We start from the raw sequence: 19,326 nt of genomic DNA on the forward strand, positions 1-19,326 counted from the left end.
GCTGGCGACAAAGTCAGGCGCGGTCTGGCACCGCGTCGTCAATGAGCATGAACAGGCGGAACAGCACCACACTGGTGAACAGCTGCAGAAAACTGATGACGCTGTCGAGCACCAGCGAAAGCACCGGGTTCTGCGGCACGGGGTAGACCATCATGCTCAGGCCGTCGAGCAGCCACAGCGGCGCCATCACGCAGAGGATGCAGGTGAGAATTCGGATGAAATGGCCCTGGGTCAGCTGAAAGCTGGCCCTCATGGCCGCCAACGGCGTCAGGCCGCGCAGCACCAGCAGGTATTCAGCGAACACCAGTTTGATCATCACCCACAGGCCCGGGAGCACGAACATCGACACGCCGAGCATGATCAACAGGGTGCTGATCATCGCCAGCAGCGCGAAGGTTGGCCACAGGCGCAGGGCCATCGCCAGCAAATCGCGCTTGGCGGGTTGCCGGCCTTCGCTTCGCGCGTCGAGAAAGAGGATCAGGGCGGCGGTATAGAGCGGATAGAACAGCAGGCCGACCAGCACGGTGTAGGCCGGTGACGCATCTGTGCCGATCGCTTGATCGACCAGTTGCTTGGTCACCGCTTCGAGCACCACCAGGGGCAGGCACAATTGCACGATGGCCACCAGGTTGAGGCGGAAGAAATACAGGGAGTCACGCAGAATGGTGAGCGGATTCATCAGTCGATATCGCAGACAAGGAGCAGGCCGCCACTGTAGCCGATGCTCTGCGCGGGTCCAACTGCAAGGCGGCGCGTGCTAACAAAAGATTCATCATCAAGACCTTTCAATCGGCCACCTTTACCCCCATTTTCATGCCTGGCCCGCGCCAGAAGCGTACAGAGCCCCCGATTTTCCCCAAGGCAATCTAACGAGGTCGCCATGCACAGCGAAGAACAAACCCTGATCGACGGACTGTTTGCCCGGCTCAAGCAAGCCGAAACACCGTCCACGCCACGCGATGCTCAGGCCGAACAACGCATTACCGAGCACCTGCACGCCCAGCCGTCGGCGCCGTACTACATGGCCCAGGCGATTCTGGTGCAAGAAGCCGCGCTCAATCGTCTGGATGAGCAAAACAAGCAACTGCAAGCCGAGTTGGCCCAAGCCAAGGCCCAGGCAGCCGCGCCCGCCCAGGCACCGGCTGCCAGCAGCGGTGGTTTTCTTTCCAGCCTCTTCGGCGGCCCCTCGCGTGCCCCGCAAGCGGCCGCTCAACCCGTCCAAAGCCCGGCCCCGGTTGCCAGCGGTGGCGGAGGCTGGCGTGAGCCGTCACGCAGTTTCGGCGCGGCACCGGGCATGGCTCCCCAGCAAAACTACGCAGTACACCCGCAGGCCGCGCCTGCCCGTGCTGGCAGCAGTTTTCTGGGCGGTGCCCTGCAAACGGCGGCGGGCGTGGCCGGTGGTGTGATGCTGGCGCAAGGCATCAGCAGTCTGTTCAACCATCAATCGCAGCCAGAGGAAGTGGCTGAAGTCACCAAGGAAGAGCCAGCGCCAGCCAGCGATAGCGGCGGTTGGGGCAGCGATCAGCCTCAACAAATGGTCAGCAACAACGATGTTGGCAATGACCAGGGCGGTTTCATGGATACCGACTACGCCGACGACGAATACGTCTGACCCGGACTACACCGCACCCGGCGCCCTGTCGGGTGCGGCATTGCTGCGCACTTTCCCCCTATCTTTGCTCAGACTGGCATACTGTCGGCCGACCCGGCCCGGGTTTCGCTGGCCGGCCAGTGCGCGTTTGACGCCATGAGGGTGTGCGGTGAGAAAGATTGCAGTGTTCGCCGATGTACAAAACCTCTATTACACCGTGCGCCAGGCCTATGGTTGCCACTTCAACTATGCCGCACTGTGGGCCGATATCGGCAAGCGCGGCGAGATCGTCGAGGCCTATGCCTATGCCATCGACCGGGGTGACAGCCGTCAGCAGCAGTTCCAGCAGATCCTGCGTAACCTGGGTTTTACGGTAAAGCTCAAACCCTATATCCAGCGCAGCGACGGGTCGGCCAAGGGCGACTGGGATGTGGGCATTACCTTGGACATCATGGACGCCGCCGATCATGTCGACGAAGTCGTGCTGGCCTCTGGCGATGGCGACTTCGATTTGCTGCTTGAGCGCATCATCCAGAAACATGGCGTGGAGGCAGTGGCCTATGGCGTACCCGGCCTGACCGCCAATTCGTTGATTCGAGCCGCCAGCCGTTACGTGCCGATCGAAGGCGCACTGTTGTTGAAAAACTAGCCCCCTGTTGAGGTTTGCCCGTTGGAACGTATTGCCGTCATCGACTTTGAAACCACCGGTATTTCCCCGAGTGATTATTGCCGCGCCACGGAAATTGCCGTGGTGATGCTTGAGCGCGGGCGCATCGTGGATCGCTATCAGAGCCTGATGAATGCTGGCGTACCGGTGCCTGGCTTTGTCGCCAGCCTGACCGGCATTACCACTGCGATGGTGCGTAGTGCGCCGCCGGTGGATCGAGTCATGGGCGAGGTGGCGGACTTTGTCGGTGACACCCCTCTATTGGCCCATAATGCTTCGTTCGACCAGAAGTTCTGGGATTTCGAATTGGGCCGGATCGGCCGCAGCCGGTCTCAAAGCTTCGCCTGCTCGATGTTGCTGGCCAGACGCCTGATGCCTTCTGCACCTAACCACAAGCTCGGCACCCTCACTCGTTTTGCCAACCTGCCCGACACCGGCAAGGCCCACCGTGCCATGGCCGACGCCGAAATGGCCGCCAACCTGGCCCAGCACCTGGCCGCTGAACTGCTCCAGACTCACGGCCTGGCCAACGTCTCCCATGCCCTGTTCTGCAGCTTGCAGAAAGTCCCAGCCGCCAAGATCCGCGAAGCCCTGGCCCGCCACCGCGGCTGACACCGCATGCTGGGCATTGCCTTTGCTGGCGAGCAGATCGGCACCGAGGAGTGCCTGGCCATGGCCGTGATCATCGGCGCGGTGGTGTTGATCGGCTTACCGCAATGGCGCAAGCAGTAAGGGCGGGGGACAGGTAAACTGCGCGCATTGCTGAACTCTTCGACGGTATTACCTGATGACATTCGCCAAACTTGGCCTGATCGAACCGCTGCTGCGCGCCTTGCAAACCTTGAATTACAACACCCCGACCCCGGTCCAGGCGCAGGCCATTCCTGCTGTACTGGCCGGTCGCGACATTATGGCTGCCGCCCAGACCGGCACAGGCAAAACCGCAGGCTTTGCCCTGCCGGTGCTGCAACGCTTGGCAATGGAAGGCGCCAAAGTCGCCAGCAACTCGGCACGCGCCTTGGTGCTGGTGCCCACCCGCGAGCTGGCCGAGCAGGTTCACGCCAATATCCAGGAATACGCCGAACACTTGCCGCTGAGTACCTATGCCGTGTACGGCGGTGTCAGCATCAACCCGCAAATGATGAAACTGCGCAAGGGTGTCGACTTGCTGGTGGCCACGCCAGGGCGCCTGCTCGACCTTTACCGCCAGAACGCGGTGAAATTCCAGCAACTGCAAGTGCTGGTGCTCGATGAAGCAGACCGCATGCTCGACCTGGGCTTCTCCGAGGAGTTGAGCAGCATCTACGCGGCCCTGCCGAAAAAGCGTCAGACCCTGTTGTTCTCCGCGACCTTCTCCGATTCGATCCGGCTGTTGGCGGGCACCATGCTCAATGATCCGCTGAGCATCGAAGTCAGCCCACGTAACGTGGCGGCCAGCTCCGTCAAGCAGTGGGTCGTGCCTGTGGATAAAAAGCGCAAGCCTGAGCTGTTTATCCACTTGATGCGCAAGCAACGCTGGAAACAAGTGCTGGTCTTCGCCAAGACCCGTAATGGCGTCGATCAACTGGTCGACCGCTTGATGGCCCAGGGCGTAAACGCCGACGGCATCCATGGCGACAAGCCACAAGCCACCCGCCAACGGGCGCTGGACAGTTTCAAGGCCAATCAAGTGCAGATCCTGGTAGCCACTGACGTGGCGGCTCGCGGCCTGGACATCGAAAACCTGCCGTTGGTGGTCAACTTCGACCTGCCGATCGTGGCCGAGGATTACATCCACCGTATCGGCCGTACCGGTCGTGCCGGGTCTACCGGCGAAGCCATTTCGCTGGTGTGCGCCGATGAAGTGAACCTGCTGGCGGCGATCGAGACGCTGACGCGCGTGACCCTGCCGCGCCATGAAGAACCGGACTTTGTGCCTGAGCACCGGGTACCGATGACGGATGCCAGTGGTGCCGTGCTGAAAAAGCCGAAGAAACCGAAAAAGCCGAAAGAAACGGGCGGTAAGCGCAGCCTGGGACGTTGGATGGACAGCGGTGATGAGCCAGCGGCTGCGCCTGATGTGAAGCCGGTGCGCAAGGTGCCGGTGTTCAATACTGGGCCGCGTAAACGCAAGCCTTAAGTATTTCACTGCCAAGGGGGCGCAAATGCACACTGCGCCCTCGATCTGTTTGATGAGTGCTTATAAGTTCTTGATGGGTCCTACTCTAAAACTACTTGAATATCAACCTGACAGTTCTGTGGGCTAGACCTGCATAAATTTCAGTCGCATGTTATGTACACGTCATCCTGTAACCAGCGATGACGCTGCTGCATTTGTTATTAACATTCGAGTGGGGTTTTTATGCGTCAGGTTATGGGTGTGCGCGTAATAAATTTGTATCGTGGTGCATTAGTCTTAGGCGTGATTTGTTTTTTATCTGGGTGCTTGAGGGATACATCAGTCGATTCCGCCCCCGCCCCCGCTGCAGTGCAAGCATCGGCAGCACCTTCCATTGAAGCGCACGCTTCTCCTCGTGTAGTGAGTGGGTCGCGAAATCGTCCATTTAATGAATACAGCTGGTTGACCACTCATAACTCGGTGCTTTTGAATGAGCAAGGAGACAGGGATGTTGCTCGGCAACTCAGTGAAGGGGTGAGGGGGTTCATGTTGGATATCGCCAACTCTTCCAGTTCGGGGGATGCGATGTTGTGCCATGGGCAGAGCAGTTGTGCGCACGGACGCCTGTCAGACAAGTTGGGAAATACGTTTCTGCCTTTTTTAAATAGTCGCCCCAATGAAGTGCTGAGCTTTATTCTTGAAGATTACTCAACGCGCGAGGCGCTTCAGCGTGCCATTGAGCAAGGCGGCGTCGCCCGTTACATCTTCAACCCTGATGATTATCCGGGAAACAGTTGGCCAACATTGCAGCAAATGATCGACAAAGGTCAGCGCCTGGTGATCATGACCAGCAAGGCGGCCAATGCGGGTCTTTACACCGTCGGGGGGCACCGGTTCCAGATTTTATTTGATAAAGACTGGCAAGTTCAGAATACCTACAATCTAGGTAATAGTGTATTTCAACATGATTGGAGTTGTGCTTCGCGTTGGAACGATGTTCCGATCAGTACGCAGAATGTCCAAAACAGGCTGTGGAAGCGGTTGTTCGTCATGAACCAATTTCATCAGTATCTCGCCGGGTTGAGCACGGATGCCGCCAACAAAGATAATAATCTGACCTACCTTGAGCGCCGGGTGCAGAGTAATTGCAGAGTGGCCAACCTCTTGACGGTACGGCGGCCCAATTATATTGCCTTGAATTGGTACTACGCGGGTGACGCCCAGGCCTATGTCCGGGCGTTGAATGACGGTGGCATTTATTTTTATGAGCAGAATAATGGTAACTCGGATGGCGATACGACCTGTGTCATCAGTGCCGCCAATGCGACTTATACACTTCCCAGCAGTGGCTGCGAAAACGACGAAGCGCGATCACTGATTCTGCGTGGTGTTCCCGCCAATCGACGAATTCGTCTGTATGACAGTCCAAGTGGGAATACTGAAGATGACGTCGCCACTATTGTGACTAAACGGGACATCCATTTTTCCGAAAGTGTGGTCGTTGGAAGTTTTGAAAGCAACCGTGATACGCCAGATTACTCAATTGTCTATTCCCGCAATAATGGCTTGGGTGGCAAGGTGTCACGCATCGTGGTAGACGAAAATGTCAACGACTTCTCGGACGCCAGCGTGGGATTGTACGAAGGTAATAATGGTTCTCAGAATAAAGTGTGCACCATACCCATGGGCAGGTCTGTGAATTTTGTTTTCCCGGGGAGCTATGGGTGTGACAACGATGAGGCCAGGTCAGCGGTCATTTATAAGGCCAAAGTGGGTACTTACCTATTCTTCTACGGTGATAAGAAAAATTCCAGCTCCGAAGGGCACGTGTGGATAGACGTTATAAAAGACATTACAACGCCGCAAACGATACATTCCTTTGAGCGTGATTTCGACACAGAGTTTGTTCGCGTGAGGCGTTATGGCACCCAGCAGTTGGACGGGAAAATTTCGTCTGCAACCCTACTGCCAAGGTAGCTGTACCGGGCAGGCCAAGCGTTGTTTGCGCCGATAACTCGATGTTATCGGCGTAGCCATTCCAGTACGCCTGCACCCGCCATCCGCCCACTGGCAAAACACGCCGTCAGCAAATACCCCCCGGTCGGTGCTTCCCAATCAAGCATTTCTCCTGCGCAGAATACCCCTGGCTTGGCCGTGAGCATCAGTTGCTTGTCCAGTGCTTCGAAAGGCACACCACCGGCACTGCTGATCGCTTCATCCAGCGGCCGTGTGCGTACCAGGGTAATTGGCAAGGCCTTGATCGCACGCGCTAGTGAGGCCGGGTTGGCAAAGGTCGCGGCATCCGTCAGTTCGCGTAACAGTGCTGCCTTGACGCCGTCGAGCCCGACCTGGCTGTGCAGGTGCTTGGCCATGGAGCGCGAACCACGGGGTTTGGCCAGGGCCATTTCGAGTTTATCCACAGCCTTGCCCGGCAGTAGGTCCAAGGCAACCGTGGCATTGCCGGTCTGGTTGATGCGCTCGCGAATTTGCGCAGACAACGCATAGATCAAGCTGCCTTCAAGGCCGGTGGCGGTCAGCACGCACTCGCCAAGGCGAGGGGGTTGGCCGTCGATACTCAAGGCGATGTTCTTCAGCGGGGCGCCTGCAAATCGGGACTTGAGCACTTCGCTCCAGCCTTCTACATCAAATCCACAGTTGGCAGGTTGCAGTGGCTTGAGTTCGACGCCTTGGGCTTCGAGCAACGACATCCAGGCGCCATCAGACCCCAGGCGTGTCCAGCTGCCCCCGCCCAACGCCAGCACAGTGGCGTCGGCCTTGATCGCCGTTTCGCCGTCGGGGTTGGCAATCCGCAGTGAGCCATCGGCATTCCAGCCCAGCCAGCGGTGGCGGGTGTGGATAACCACGTTGGCATCGCGTAGGCGCTTGAGCCAGGCGCGCAGCAATGGTGCGGCTTTCATATCGGTGGGGAACACGCGGCCAGAGCTGCCGACGAAGGTGTCGATGCCCAGGCCGTGTATCCACTGACATAAGGCATCGGCACTGAAAGGGCTCAACAGGCGATCTATCTCGGCGCTGCGTTCGGCGTAGCGCGAGACAAAGGCCGGATAAGCCTCGGAGTGGGTGATGTTCATGCCACCAACCCCGGCCAGCAGGAATTTTCGTCCGACCGAGGGCATGCCGTCGTACAGGTCCACACGCACGCCTGCCTGGCTCAGGACTTCGGCCGCCATCAGCCCGGCCGGGCCACCACCGATAATGGCAACGTTGAAGGAGCGAGGAGGGAGGGTGTCGGACATGGGGTTCTGCAGGTGGCGAAATGAGCCGGACATTCTACCTCAGGGACGCCCGTTCGCATCCGTACAAAAAATAACCAGTCGCTGCAAAGCCCCGACTGCGCGGGGCGAAACGGTCTTTCACTCAGGTTATCCACAGGCCGCTCCACAGCGATTGTGAGTAACTAGAGGTTATCCCAGACCTTTTGTGCGCTGTGATGAAGGATGCCATGGCGTCGGGCGAGGGCTTGTCGGTCCTTGCTGTAACCTCCACCGATCAACCCCACGACCGGAATATCGCGCCCCAGGCAGTGGCGCAGTACGGCCTCGTCACGGTCGGCTACGCCGCTGTCGGTCAATTGCAGGTAGCCCAGCGCATCGTCCTTGTGTACATCGACACCAGCGTCGTACAGCACCAGGTCTGGCTGATACAACGGCAGCAGGTAATTCAGGGTGTTATCCACAACGTGAAGGTATTCCTCGTCGCCCATGCCACGCTGCAGGGGAATGTCCCAGTCGCTCTGGGCTTTACGTGCAGGAAAGTTCTGTTCGCAGTGCAAGGAAACAGTGATGGCGTCGGGGGTATTGGCCAGGATGCGAGCGGTACCGTCGCCCTGATGTACGTCGCAATCGAAGATCAGCACTCGGCTGACGGCACCGCTTTCAAGCAAGTAGCGGCTGATGACAGCCAGGTCGTTGAAAATGCAGAAACCAGCCGGATGGTCATAATGAGCATGATGGGTACCGCCGGCCAGGTGACAAGCCAGGCCGTGTTGCAGGGCCTGCTCGGCGGCCAGCAATGAGCCGCCGACAGCGCGCACGGTTCGACGGGCCAGCGCTTCGCTCCAGGGCAGGCCCAGGCGGCGCTGGTCTTCGCGGGGCAGATCTCCGTTCATGAAACGCTCGATGTAGATAGGATCATGGGCCAGGGCGAGTATGTCGGGTGGGCAGATCTGCGGGCGCAGCAAGTCCTGCTCAGTGGTCAACCCGCTGTCGATCAGGTGATCGTGCAACAGGCGGAATTTGTCCATCGGGAAGCGGTGGTCGGCAGGAAACGCCGGGCTGTAATCGTCGTGGTAGACCAGGGGTAACGGCATGTTGAGTTCAGATCGGGTGGTCAGATGCCCGATCTTGCCAGCTGCGAGCCCTTGGGTGCCAGCCTTGTAGACTGGCGGGGAACAAAGAGGAGCCTGCCGATGAAACCGATTCTTGAATTGGAGAGCGCGCGGTTGGTGCTGCGCCAATGGCAGGATGATGACCTGCGCGAATTTGCCAACCTGTGCGCAGACCCGCAAGTGATGCGCTATTTTCCCGCACCCTTGAGCCGGGTCGAAAGCGCTGCCTTGATCGGCCGCATTCGTGGCCATTTTGCCGAATACGGTTATGGTCTGTGGGCCTTGGAGCGCAAGGATAGCGGGGCGTTTATCGGTTTTACCGGATTGTCTAACCTGAACTTTGACGCACCGTTCGCCCCAGCGGTGGAAATTGGATGGCGGCTGGCCAAGCGACATTGGGGGTTGGGTTTTGCCAGCGAAGCGGCATGGACCGCGCTGCGCTGCGGGTTCAGCCAGTTGGGCCTCGATGAGGTGGTTTCATTCACTACCTACAGCAACTTGCCGTCGCAGAAGGTCATGCAGGCCATCGGCATGCAGCGCGACTGGGCCGGTGATTTCGAGCATCCTCGCTTGGCGATCGATGATCCGCTGCGCCCCCATGTGCTGTATCGCATTAATCGGGCCCAGTGGCTTCAGACGCTGCAGGGTTGAGGGCGTGTTGTGGCAAAGCCTGTATTATTTCATCCAGGGTCGCGCAGTGTGGGATCACCGCAGCGCAGACCACCGCAGAATGCCAAGGAGAATACTGAATGAGCCACGTGTTGGACGATCTGGTCGATCTGTTGAGCCTGGAGTCGATCGAAGAAAACCTGTTCCGCGGGCGCAGCCAGGACCTTGGCTTTCGTCAGTTGTATGGTGGCCAAGTGTTGGGGCAGTCGCTGTCCGCGGCCAGCCAGACGGTCGAAGAGGCGCGCCATGTGCATTCGTTGCACGGCTACTTCCTGCGCCCGGGCGACGCCACCTTGCCGGTGGTTTACCAGGTGGACCGGGTCCGTGACGGTGGCAGCTTCAGTACCCGTCGTGTCACGGCGATCCAGAAAGGCCAGCCTATCTTCACCTGCACCACCTCCTTCCAGTACGACGAAGGCGGGTTTGAGCACCAGGCCCAGATGCCTCGGGTGATCGGCCCGGAAAACCTGCCAACGGAAGTCGACCTGATCGCCCAGGTGGCAGACCAGATACCCGCATCTATCCGCGAAAAGCTGCTGTGTGCCAAGCCTATCGAGATGCGCCCGGTCACCGAGAAAGACCCGTATAACCCGCAAGTGGGCGATCCGATCAAATACATCTGGTTTCGCGCCGACGGTACGCTGGCTGATTCACCGGCCCTGCACAAGTACATCCTGGCCTACGCCTCGGACTTCGGCTTGCTCACCACTGCACTGATACCCCATGGCAAATCGGTTTGGAGCAAGGACATGCAGATCGCCAGCCTTGACCATGCGCTGTGGTTTCACCAGAACCTGCGTGCTGATGAATGGCTGCTGTATGTCACAGACAGCCCCTGGGCCGGCAACGCCCGTGGCTTCTGCCGGGGCAGTATCTACAACCGCGCCGGACAACTGGTGGCTTCATCAACCCAGGAAGGCCTGATCCGCCACCGAGAGGACTGGGCATGAGCCTTGCGGACATCCGCCATTGGGTGTTCGACATGGATGGCACCCTGACAGTGGCCGTGCATGACTTTGCGGCCATTCGCCAGGCGCTCGATATTCCTGCCGAAGATGACATCCTGACGCACTTGGCCGCCTTGCCGGCACCGATTGCCGCCGCCAAGCATGCCTGGTTACTGGAGCACGAGCGTGATCTGGCCATCGCGTCGACCGCGGCGGTGGGGGCTATCGATCTGGTGCGAGAACTGGCCGGGCGTGGCTACCGGCTGGGCATCTTGACTCGCAATGCTCGCGAGTTGGCCCATGTGACGCTGGAGGCCATTGGCCTGGCTGACTGCTTTGCGGTCGAGGATGTGCTTGGCCGTGACGAGGCGCCGCCTAAACCGCACCCAGGCGGGCTGCTGAAATTGGCCCAGGCTTGGGATGTCGACCCGCAGCGCATGGTGATGGTCGGGGATTACCGCTTTGACCTCGATTGCGGTCGGGCGGCGGGTACCCGAACGGTATTGGTGAATCTGCCGGACAACCCTTGGCCGGAACTCACCGATTGGCATGCTGCGGATTGTGAAGCCTTGCGCCAACTACTGTAGGAGCCAGCCTTGGCTGCGATGGCCGCGCCGCGGTGCATTGGGCAATCCGCGGCGCGTTCATCGCGAGCAAGCTCTGCTCCTACAGGGCTTTCGAGCTGAAGGTATCGCACTGGTTGACATCACCGTTGGCGAAGCCGGTCTTGAACCAGCGCACGCGCTGGGCCGAAGTGCCGTGGGTGAAGGAGTCCGGTACAACCCGGCCCTGGCCTTGCTGCTGCAAGCGGTCGTCGCCAATCGCGTTGGCCGCGTTCAAGGCTTCTTCGATGTCTCCAGGCTCCAGCCAGTTGTGCCGCTGCTGGCCATGGAAAGCCCAGACGCCGGCCAGGCAATCGGCTTGTAGCTCCTGACGGACCAGCAGGCCGTTATCACCTTCCAAGCGCTGACCACTCTGGCGGGCCGCCTGGACTTTGGCAGAAACGCCCAGCAGGGTCTGCACATGATGGCCCACTTCATGAGCGATCACGTAGGCCTGGGCAAAATCTCCCGCGGCGGCAAAACGCTGCTCCATTTCGCGGAAGAAACTGGTGTCCAGGTAGACCATCTGGTCGGCCGGGCAGTAGAACGGGCCGGTTGCGGAGCTGGCAAAACCGCAGGCTGAACTGACCTGGCCGCTGAAGAGTTTCAAGGTCGGGTCTTTGTACTGGCGTCCGCCCTGGGCGAAGATTTCCCGCCAGGTGTCTTCGGTGTCGCCCAGGATGCTGGAGACAAAATCTGCCTGCACGTCGCCGGCCGGTGGCGCCTTGGCGGGGCCGGTTTGTGTCGGGGCCGAGGTTTGTGACATCTGCCCGGTCAGTTGGCCGAGGATCTGCAAAGGGTCCTGGCCGGTGAGCAAGCCGATGCCAACGATCAAGACCACGGCGCCCAGGGTCAACCCCTTGCCGCCACCCATGCGCATACCGCCACCACCCCCTTCACCCCGCGCATCGACGACGTTGTCGCTGCGTCTGCCTTTTTTCCACAGCATGGTAATACCCTCGTTGCAGGCGTCTGGGTCGGTACTGCCGTTGAGAGTTGAAGTGCGGGTGCCCAAACCTGAGGGTTAAGGTTAGTTCATCGTTTTGGCGCCGATGAAGTCATCAAACGATACATAACCATTTGGATATGTATGCAGAAGGTCTTTTCAGTGTTCCAACCCTAGCAATTGCCGGACACTGAAGCCCACGCCTACCTCCCGGGCTCTACGCAAACCTATAACAGGAGAACGACATGTCTGCCGCAGACAACAGTCGCTTCATTATCCGTGATCGCAATTGGCACCCTAAACCCCTGACGCCTGACTACAAGACGTCCATTGCCCGTTCGCCTCGCCAGGCGCTGGTGAGCATCCCGCAATCGGTGAGCGAGACCACCGGCCCGGATTTCACCCATTTGAAGTTCGGCCAGCACGACAACGACCTGCTGCTGAACTACAACAACGGTGGCCTGCCGATCGGCGAGCGCATCATCGTAGCGGGCCGTGTTTGCGATCAATACGGCAAGCCGATCCCGCATACGCTGGTGGAAATGTGGCAAGCCAACGCCGGTGGGCGCTATCGCCACAAGAACGACCGCTACCTGGCGCCACTGGACCCCAACTTTGGCGGTGTCGGCCGCGTGCTGACTGACAGCGAGGGTAATTACAGTTTCCGCACCATCAAGCCGGGCCCCTACCCATGGCGCAATGGCCCGAATGACTGGCGCCCGGCGCACATTCACTTCTCCATCAGCGGCCCGTCGATTTCCACTCGCCTGATTACCCAGCTGTATTTTGAAGGTGATCCGTTGATCCCTTTGTGCCCGATCGTCAAATCGATCGCGGACCCAGAGGCGGTACAAACCCTGATCGCCAAACTCGACCTGGCTAATGGCAACCCGATGGATTGCCTGGCCTATCGGTTTGACATTGTTCTGCGCGGCCAGCGCAAGACTCACTTCGAAAACTGCTGAGGAGCTGCGCACATGCCTATTCAACTGCTGCCGGAAACCGCCTCGCAGACCGCAGGCCCCTACGTGCATATTGGCCTGGCCCTGAGTGCAGCGGGCAATGAGCCACGCGACCAGGAGATCTGGAACGAAATGGCCAAGCCAGAGGCGCCAGGCGAGCATATCGTGCTGCTGGGCAACGTCTATGACGGCAATGGCCACCTGGTCCGCGACTCGTTCCTGGAGTTCTGGCAGGCGGATCACAACGGCCAGTACGACACCGACTACAACCTGGAAAAACCGTTCAACAGCTTTGGTCGTACCGCGACCACGTTTGATGCGGGTGAGTGGACGCTGAACACCATCAAGCCCGGTGTGATCAAAAACGCTGCCGGCGTGCCGATGGCGCCGCACATCAACGTCATCCTGTTTGCCCGTGGCATCAACATCCACCTGCATACGCGCCTGTACTTCGATGATGAAGCCTTGGCCAACGGCAAGTGCCCGGTGCTCAACCTGATCGAGCAACCCAAGCGTCGCGAGACTTTGGTGGCCAAGCGTTGCGAAGTGGACGGCAAGCTTGCGTACCGCTTCGACATTCGCATTCAGGGTGAAGGCGAGACGGTGTTTTTTGATTTCTAAGTGACAACCCTATTCGCGGGCAAGCCCGCTCCCGCAATAGACACTGTTGTGGGAGTGGGCTTGTGTGGGAGCGGGCTTGCCCGCGAAGCTTTTTTTGTTTTTTTGGAATAAAGTTCCATAATCTGTGAAATCAGCTGAGACGCAAAGATAAGCAAGGTGCAACGTAAATCGAACAGACGATTGCGCTTTGCCTTGTGCTCTTTAGAATCGGCAAAATTTTCCAGAGACCGTGACCATGGCCGGAAGTCAGATAGAACGGGCGTTCAGCCTGCTTGAAAGCCTCACCAGCGACCCTCGCGGCCTGCCCATGCAGACCTTGGCCGAGCAGCTGGATATCCCCAAGAGCGCTACTCACCGCATGCTCGCCGAGCTGATGCGGCTGGGGTACGTGCGCCAGAACCCCGAAAACAGCCGTTACCGCCTGAGCACCAAACTGGTGGCACTGGGCTTTCGATACTTGGCCAGCAGTGGCGCCGATATCGTCCAGCCGATTCTCGACCAGTTGGCCCAGGAAACCGGCGAACTGGTGCGTCTGGGCGTGGTCGAGGGGGATCGCCAGACCTGGATTGCCAAGTCCCAGGGCGCCCGCGCCGGGCTGCGTTACGACCCGGACATGGGCCGCGATGCGCCGCTGTTCTACACCGCCTCCGGGCATGCCTGGCTGGCCAGCATGAGCGATGCCCAGGCGTTGGTGCTGGTGGAGCGTCAAGGCGTTGACCGACCTGAGGACTATGGCCCCAATGCACCGACGTCCAATGCCGATTTGCTCGAACGCCTGCGTATTGCTCGCGAGCACGGCTACGCTTGGGTGGTGGAAAGCTCGGCGGTGGGCACTTCGGCGTTGGCGGCTGTGGTGCGCCATCCGCTGGATGGGCATGTGGTCGGCGTGCTCAGTGTGGCCGGGCCGAGCGCACGACTGCCTGAAGCGCGGATGCATGAATTGGCCCCGCAGTTGTTGGCGGCGGCGGCGGAACTGACGGGGGCGAGCCCGGCCTCGGATTTGTTCAGTTGACGAGCTAGGGTCATCATAAAATCACTTGCGATAATCTGGAACAGGGTTCTAAATATGTGCGTTCCCTACTGACTCTGATTTCCCTGCATGAGATGTCGATGACCGCCCCCACCGTCTTGACCGGCGTTAGCCAACCCTTCAAAGGCATTTTGCTGGTCGTGGTTGCCACCTTCCTGTTCGCCTCCCATGATGCGCTGTCCAAATACCTGACCGGGCTCTACCCGGTCATGTTGGTGATCTGGGCGCGCTACCTGACGCATACATTATTGATGATGGGCATATTCCTGCCCAGGTCAGGCCTGCACGTGCTGCGCACACGCAAGCCTGGGATGCAGCTCGCCAGGGCTTTGTGCCTGCTGGCGACTAGCCTGCTATTCATTTCCGGGCTGCAGTTCCTGCCGCTGGCCGAGGCCACGGCAGTGAATTTCCTGGCGCCACTGCTGGTCACCGCCTTGTCGGTGCCACTGTTGGGAGAGCGCGTCACGCGCGGTCAATGGCTGGCTGTGCTGGCAGGGTTTGTGGGGGTGATGGTGATTGTGCATCCCGGTAGCGATTTGTTCACGCCCGCTGTGCTGCTGCCGTTGGGATCGGCCACCTGCTTCTGCTTCTACCAGATTCTGACGCGTAAGCTCAGTGAGGTGGACAGCCCCACCACCAGCAATTTTCTCGCAGGCCTGATCAACACGTTGGTGATGAGCGCAGTGGTGCCCTTTTTCTGGAAGGCTCCGGGCGGGTTCGATGCCCTGTTGATGCTGATGTTGGGGGGCTTCGGGATGGTGGCGCATCTTCTGCTGACCCAGGCGTTTCGGCACGCGCCACCCGCGTTGCTGGCGCCCTTCAGCTATTGCCAGATCGTGTTTGCAGGGTTAATGGGGATTATATTCTTCAACCACACACCAGACATTACAGCCCAGGTCGGTATTGCGGTGATATGCCTGAGCGGCCTGGCGGCAGCGCTGTTGCAGCGCCGCCGCCAGTGAAGGTCAAACTTCGACGTTCGGTATTTTGCGCGGGGCCATGAAGTACAGCCATACCAGTGCAATGAAGTACATCGCCGGGATCATGGTGAACAGCACGGCGTAATTGTTGTGAGTGACCGTCAGGATGTAGCCCACCAACTGCGTCATGAACATCCCGCCAATGGCCGCGCACATGCCACCAAAGCCGAACACGGTACTCATCATGTGCTTGGGGGTGTAGTCCATCACCAGGCTCCAGATGTTGGCAGTCCAGGCCTGATGCGCGGCAATGGCCAGGGAGATGGCCAGCACAGCGATCCACAGGCTGCTGGCACCGGCTGCAAAGACCACACTCCCGATCGCGATGGCAAACGACAGCATTGAAACCAGGCGAGCCTTGACCGGGGCCATACCGCGGCCGATCAGGAAGGACGAAAGGACGCCGCCGCCGATGCTGCCGAAGTCGGCGCACAGGTAGATGATGATCAGCGGAATGCCCATCTGGGTCACGTTGATGCCCAGGTTGTATTGCTGGTTCAGGAACGGCGGCAGCCAGTACAGGTAGAACCAAAACACCGGTGCGGTCATCGAGAATGCCAAGGCAAAGGCCCAGGTGCCGCGCATGCGCATGATACGAGAGAAGGGCACACGGGCCTGCTCGGGTTCGACTTCTTTCTGGATGTAGTCAAGCTCCGCCTTGTTCACACTGGGGTGATCTTCGGGATTGAAGTACTTCAACCCCCAGAAGATGGCCCACGCCAGTCCCAGGAACGACATGCACAGGAACGCGGCTTGCCAGCCCCAGACGCTCAAGATCAGCGGCAGAAGCATAGGTGTGAGCATGGCGCCGACGTTGGTTCCGGCGTTGAAGATACCCGTCGCCACGGCACGCTCACCGGCCGGGAACCACAGCCGCGTGGTTTTCACGCAGGCCGGATAGTTGGCAGCTTCCGTCAGGCCCAGAATGAAGCGGCAAATCATAAAGCCTACCGCCGAAGTCGCCAGGCCATGCGCGCCCGTGGCCAGGCTCCAGAGCAGCACGGCGCAGAAGAACACGCGCTTGACCCCAAGCCGATCGATCAACCGACCCTGCAGGATAAAGCCGATGGCGTAGCCGACCTGGAACCAGAAGTTGATGTTGGCGTAATCCATCGCCGTCCAGCTCATCTCCTTGGCCAGGATCGGCTGCATGACGCCCAATGCGGCGCGGTCGATGTAATTCAGGGTGGTGGCGAAGAACACCAGGGCGAGCATCGCCCAGCGTGTCTTGCCCACGGCCATGGCGCCACGGATTTTGTCGCCGATACCGGCGTGTGGGGTGCTCACAGGCTTGGACATGGGAGTGCTTTGGGTCTGGATCATTTGAGTGTAGCCATCCGTTTTGTGACGCTGGATTCAATCCAGTCGCCGGACTTCGACGGGTCGCACATCCTCTCCATCACAGCCTTCCACGCTTTGCCAGGTACAGGTCGGCCTGGCCGCTGGCGTTGTGAGCGAGCGGGGCGAGGAATATGGAAAGTGGACGTGCTGACCGTTGGGCATCATGGCTGGCGCCAGCCAGTCGATGATGTCAATCCAATCGGTTCGCGAGCGCGGTGCTCAGCCTTTGAGCCGTAGCAGCGGCGTTGTTCGAAGTGACGCCAGGACCCAGGCAGCAGGTGGTGGCGATTGCAGAGGTAAAACAGTGAGTGCATGCATGAGCGTTTACCCGAATTTTTATGTTTATGGTGCAACTGGGTTTTGGTGGCGCTGGGTGGCGGCATTTGAATCTTCCAGCACAACCGGTCAGTACTTGTGGTGCTGCCAGTGGGTGCCTCATGGGTAGGAATGTTGCGCACTGTTCGAAAAACCGTCAATTCGTCCTACCGCATTCTGGTCGATAATCGCACACAAAACTAACTGGTTCGTACATATTAAATTGAGGTATACACTCTGTGCACCAATAATTCTCCTACCTGGGCCGTGCCTACGCCTACTGGAGCCATAAGATGCAGCGTTCGATTGCCACCGTTTCCTTGAGCGGTACCCTGCCGGAAAAACTTGAAGCCATTGCCGCCGCCGGTTTTGACGGTGTCGAGATCTTCGAGAATGACCTTCTCTACTACGACGGTAGCCCGCGCGAGATCCGCCAGCGATGCGCCGACCTTGGGCTGGCAATCACACTGTTCCAGCCGTTTCGCGACTTCGAGGGTTGCCGCCGCGACCGGCTGGCCCGCAACCTGGACCGTGCCGAGCGAAAATTCGACCTGATGCAGGAGCTGGAAACCGACCTGGTGCTGGTCTGCAGTAACGTCGCCAGCGATGCGCTGGGCGACCAGCAGATCCTGGTCGACGACCTGCGACTGTTGGGCGAGCGCGCCGGTGCTAGAGGTTTGCGCATCGGTTATGAAGCGCTGGCCTGGGGGCGTCACGTCAACACTTACCAGCAAGTCTGGGACATCGTTCGTCAGGCCGACCATCCGAGCCTGGGGATGATTCTGGACAGCTTTCATACGTTGTCGCTCAAGGGCGATCCTGCGGCGATCCGGCAGATTCCAGGCGACAAGATTTTCTTTGTGCAGATGGCCGATGCCCCCCTCCTGGCCATGGACGTGCTGGAGTGGAGCCGGCATTTTCGCTGCTTCCCGGGGCAAGGCGAATTTGACCTGCCCGGCTTTCTGGCGCCGATCCTGGAAACCGGCTATCGCGGCCCGTTGTCGCTGGAGATCTTCAACGATGGTTTCCGTGCTGCGCCCCCGCGCGCCAATGCTGCCGATGGCCTGCGTTCGCTGTTGTATCTGGAAGAAAAAACCCGTGCGCTGCTGGAGCAAAAGGGCCAGCCGCAATCGGTCACCGATCAACTGTTCGCACCCGTCCCGGCCAGTCCTTACGATGGCATCGAGTTCCTTGAATTTGCTGTTGATGACGCACTGGGCGCGAAGCTTGGCAACTGGCTCGAGCGGTTGGGCTTCGTCAAGGCCGGCCAGCATCGCTCCAAGAACGTCAGCCTGATGCGCCAAGGCGATATCAACCTGATCCTCAATGCCGAACCCTATTCGTTCGCGCACAACTTCTTCGAAAGCCATGGCCCTTCCTTGTGCGCCACCGCGATCCGGGTCAAGGACAGCAGCAAGGCTCTGGAGCGTGCCGTGGCCTATCGCGGCCAGCCATACCGCGGCCTGGTCGGGCCGAATGAGCGTGAGCTGGCAGCGGTGCGCGCCCCCGATGGCAGCCTGATCTATCTGGTCGACCAGGACGCTGACGGTCGCACCCTCTATGACACCGACTTCAGCCTGGCCCCATTGCCTGCTGGAGTGCCCGGCCTCAAGCGCATCGATCACATGGCCATGGCCTTGCCGGCCGATAGCCTCGACAGCTGGGTGCTGTTCTACAAAGGCCTGCTGGACTTCGAAGCGGATGATGAAGTGGTGCTGCCAGACCCTTATGGTCTGGTCAAAAGCCGCGCCTTGCGTAGCCAGTGCAGCTCGATCCGCCTGCCGCTGAACATCTCGGAGAACCGCAACACCGCGATCTCCCATGCGCTGTCCAGCTATCGTGGCTCAGGTGTGCACCATATCGCCTTTGATTGCGATGACATCTTCGCCTCGGTCAAAAAGGCCAAGGAGGCTGGCGTGGTGCTGCTGGATATCCCGTTGAACTACTACGATGACTTGGCCGCACGCTTCGATTTTGATGACGAGTTCCTGAGTGAACTGGCTTATTACAATGTCCTTTACGACCGTGACGCACAGGGCGGGGAGTTGTTCCACGTCTACACCGAAGCCTTTGAAGACCGCTTCTTCTTCGAAGTGCTGCAGCGCAAGAACGGCTATGCAGGTTATGGCGCGGCCAATGTAGCGGTGCGCCTGGCGGCCATGGCCAAATCTCGTAGTGGTGGCCTTCGTCACGCCAAACTGTAGGAAAT

Annotated in this window: 18 protein-coding genes and 1 pseudogene; 14 read left to right on the forward strand and 5 right to left on the reverse strand. The window is 59.4% G+C overall.

The genetic code is table 11. The annotated features are described in order from the left end of the window. Positions 1 to 13 precede the first annotated feature (13 nt). Positions 14 to 679, reverse strand: coding sequence for a YciC family protein (locus tag AC3IX4_RS03260; protein ID WP_489259213.1), 666 nt, complete (start codon positions 677 to 679; stop codon positions 14 to 16). Positions 680 to 880: 201 nt separating this feature from the next. Between AC3IX4_RS03260 and AC3IX4_RS03265 the strand changes: the two genes are divergently transcribed. The 6 genes and pseudogenes from AC3IX4_RS03265 (at position 881) to AC3IX4_RS03290 (ending at position 6,333) form a co-directional block, all read left to right on the forward strand. Then, on the forward strand, positions 881 to 1,612 hold the full coding sequence (locus AC3IX4_RS03265) for a DUF2076 domain-containing protein (RefSeq protein WP_489259214.1): 732 nt from the start codon (positions 881 to 883) through the stop codon (positions 1,610 to 1,612). Positions 1,613 to 1,760: 148 nt separating this feature from the next. Beyond that, a complete protein-coding gene (locus tag AC3IX4_RS03270) occupies positions 1,761 to 2,240 on the forward strand; it encodes an NYN domain-containing protein (protein ID WP_166571570.1) in 480 nt (159 codons plus the stop codon). A gap of 21 nt (positions 2,241 to 2,261) precedes the next feature. Further along, complete coding sequence (locus AC3IX4_RS03275; protein ID WP_489259215.1) at positions 2,262 to 2,870, forward strand: 3'-5' exonuclease; 609 nt, start codon at positions 2,262 to 2,264, stop codon at positions 2,868 to 2,870. A gap of 6 nt (positions 2,871 to 2,876) precedes the next feature. After that, positions 2,877 to 2,990: pseudogene (locus tag AC3IX4_RS03280) on the forward strand (drug/metabolite exporter YedA); the annotation flags it as partial. Positions 2,991 to 3,045: 55 nt separating this feature from the next. Then, on the forward strand, positions 3,046 to 4,377 hold the full coding sequence (gene rhlE1 / locus AC3IX4_RS03285) for an RNA helicase RhlE1 (protein WP_489259216.1): 1,332 nt from the start codon (positions 3,046 to 3,048) through the stop codon (positions 4,375 to 4,377). A 234-nt stretch (positions 4,378 to 4,611) separates the two neighbouring features. Further along, positions 4,612 to 6,333, forward strand: a complete 1,722-nt coding sequence (locus AC3IX4_RS03290) for a phosphoinositide-specific phospholipase C-related protein (RefSeq protein ID WP_489261199.1) — start codon at positions 4,612 to 4,614, stop codon at positions 6,331 to 6,333. 44 nt (positions 6,334 to 6,377) lie between these two features. Here the strand turns inward: AC3IX4_RS03290 and AC3IX4_RS03295 are convergent, their stop codons facing one another. Both AC3IX4_RS03295 and AC3IX4_RS03300 read right to left on the reverse strand, forming a co-directional pair. Next, positions 6,378 to 7,613, reverse strand: a complete 1,236-nt coding sequence (locus tag AC3IX4_RS03295) for a TIGR03862 family flavoprotein (protein ID WP_489259217.1) — start codon at positions 7,611 to 7,613, stop codon at positions 6,378 to 6,380. 161 nt (positions 7,614 to 7,774) lie between these two features. Then, positions 7,775 to 8,686, reverse strand: a complete 912-nt coding sequence (locus tag AC3IX4_RS03300) for a histone deacetylase family protein (RefSeq protein WP_489259218.1) — start codon at positions 8,684 to 8,686, stop codon at positions 7,775 to 7,777. A 99-nt stretch (positions 8,687 to 8,785) separates the two neighbouring features. Here AC3IX4_RS03300 and AC3IX4_RS03305 point away from each other — a divergent pair, with 99 nt between their 5' ends. The 3 genes from AC3IX4_RS03305 (at position 8,786) to AC3IX4_RS03315 (ending at position 10,907) form a co-directional block, all read left to right on the forward strand. Then, positions 8,786 to 9,355: a GNAT family N-acetyltransferase gene (locus tag AC3IX4_RS03305; RefSeq protein ID WP_489259219.1), complete on the forward strand. Its 570-nt coding sequence runs from the start codon at positions 8,786 to 8,788 to the stop codon at positions 9,353 to 9,355. Between the two features lie 98 nt (positions 9,356 to 9,453). Continuing rightward, positions 9,454 to 10,323, forward strand: a complete 870-nt coding sequence (tesB, locus tag AC3IX4_RS03310) for an acyl-CoA thioesterase II (RefSeq protein ID WP_489259220.1) — start codon at positions 9,454 to 9,456, stop codon at positions 10,321 to 10,323. Continuing rightward, complete coding sequence (locus AC3IX4_RS03315) at positions 10,320 to 10,907, forward strand: HAD family hydrolase (RefSeq protein WP_489259221.1); 588 nt, start codon at positions 10,320 to 10,322, stop codon at positions 10,905 to 10,907. Before tesB ends, AC3IX4_RS03315 begins: the two co-directional genes overlap by 4 nt. A gap of 79 nt (positions 10,908 to 10,986) precedes the next feature. Here AC3IX4_RS03315 and ypfJ read toward each other — a convergent pair whose 3' ends face one another. Next, a complete protein-coding gene (ypfJ, locus tag AC3IX4_RS03320) occupies positions 10,987 to 11,871 on the reverse strand; it encodes a KPN_02809 family neutral zinc metallopeptidase (RefSeq protein WP_489259222.1) in 885 nt (294 codons plus the stop codon). 242 nt (positions 11,872 to 12,113) lie between these two features. Here ypfJ and pcaH point away from each other — a divergent pair, with 242 nt between their 5' ends. The 4 genes from pcaH to AC3IX4_RS03340 all read left to right on the forward strand — a co-directional run bounded on the left by pcaH (position 12,114) and on the right by AC3IX4_RS03340 (position 15,443). After that, positions 12,114 to 12,833: a protocatechuate 3,4-dioxygenase subunit beta gene (pcaH, locus tag AC3IX4_RS03325; RefSeq protein WP_489259223.1), complete on the forward strand. Its 720-nt coding sequence runs from the start codon at positions 12,114 to 12,116 to the stop codon at positions 12,831 to 12,833. A gap of 12 nt (positions 12,834 to 12,845) precedes the next feature. Then, complete coding sequence (gene pcaG, locus AC3IX4_RS03330; protein ID WP_489259224.1) at positions 12,846 to 13,451, forward strand: protocatechuate 3,4-dioxygenase subunit alpha; 606 nt, start codon at positions 12,846 to 12,848, stop codon at positions 13,449 to 13,451. 235 nt (positions 13,452 to 13,686) lie between these two features. Continuing rightward, complete coding sequence (locus tag AC3IX4_RS03335) at positions 13,687 to 14,463, forward strand: IclR family transcriptional regulator (protein WP_489259225.1); 777 nt, start codon at positions 13,687 to 13,689, stop codon at positions 14,461 to 14,463. 98 nt (positions 14,464 to 14,561) lie between these two features. After that, a complete protein-coding gene (locus AC3IX4_RS03340; RefSeq protein WP_489259226.1) occupies positions 14,562 to 15,443 on the forward strand; it encodes a DMT family transporter in 882 nt (293 codons plus the stop codon). Between the two features lie 3 nt (positions 15,444 to 15,446). Here AC3IX4_RS03340 and AC3IX4_RS03345 read toward each other — a convergent pair whose 3' ends face one another. Next, positions 15,447 to 16,760: an MFS transporter gene (locus tag AC3IX4_RS03345; RefSeq protein ID WP_489261200.1), complete on the reverse strand. Its 1,314-nt coding sequence runs from the start codon at positions 16,758 to 16,760 to the stop codon at positions 15,447 to 15,449. Positions 16,761 to 17,410: 650 nt separating this feature from the next. Here AC3IX4_RS03345 and quiC point away from each other — a divergent pair. Further along, entirely contained in the window at positions 17,411 to 19,321 is a 1,911-nt protein-coding gene (gene quiC, locus AC3IX4_RS03350) for a 3-dehydroshikimate dehydratase QuiC (protein WP_489259227.1), read from the forward strand. Positions 19,322 to 19,326 lie beyond the last annotated feature (5 nt).

The sequence above is a fragment of the Pseudomonas sp. KH_021 genome (assembly GCF_057838865.1).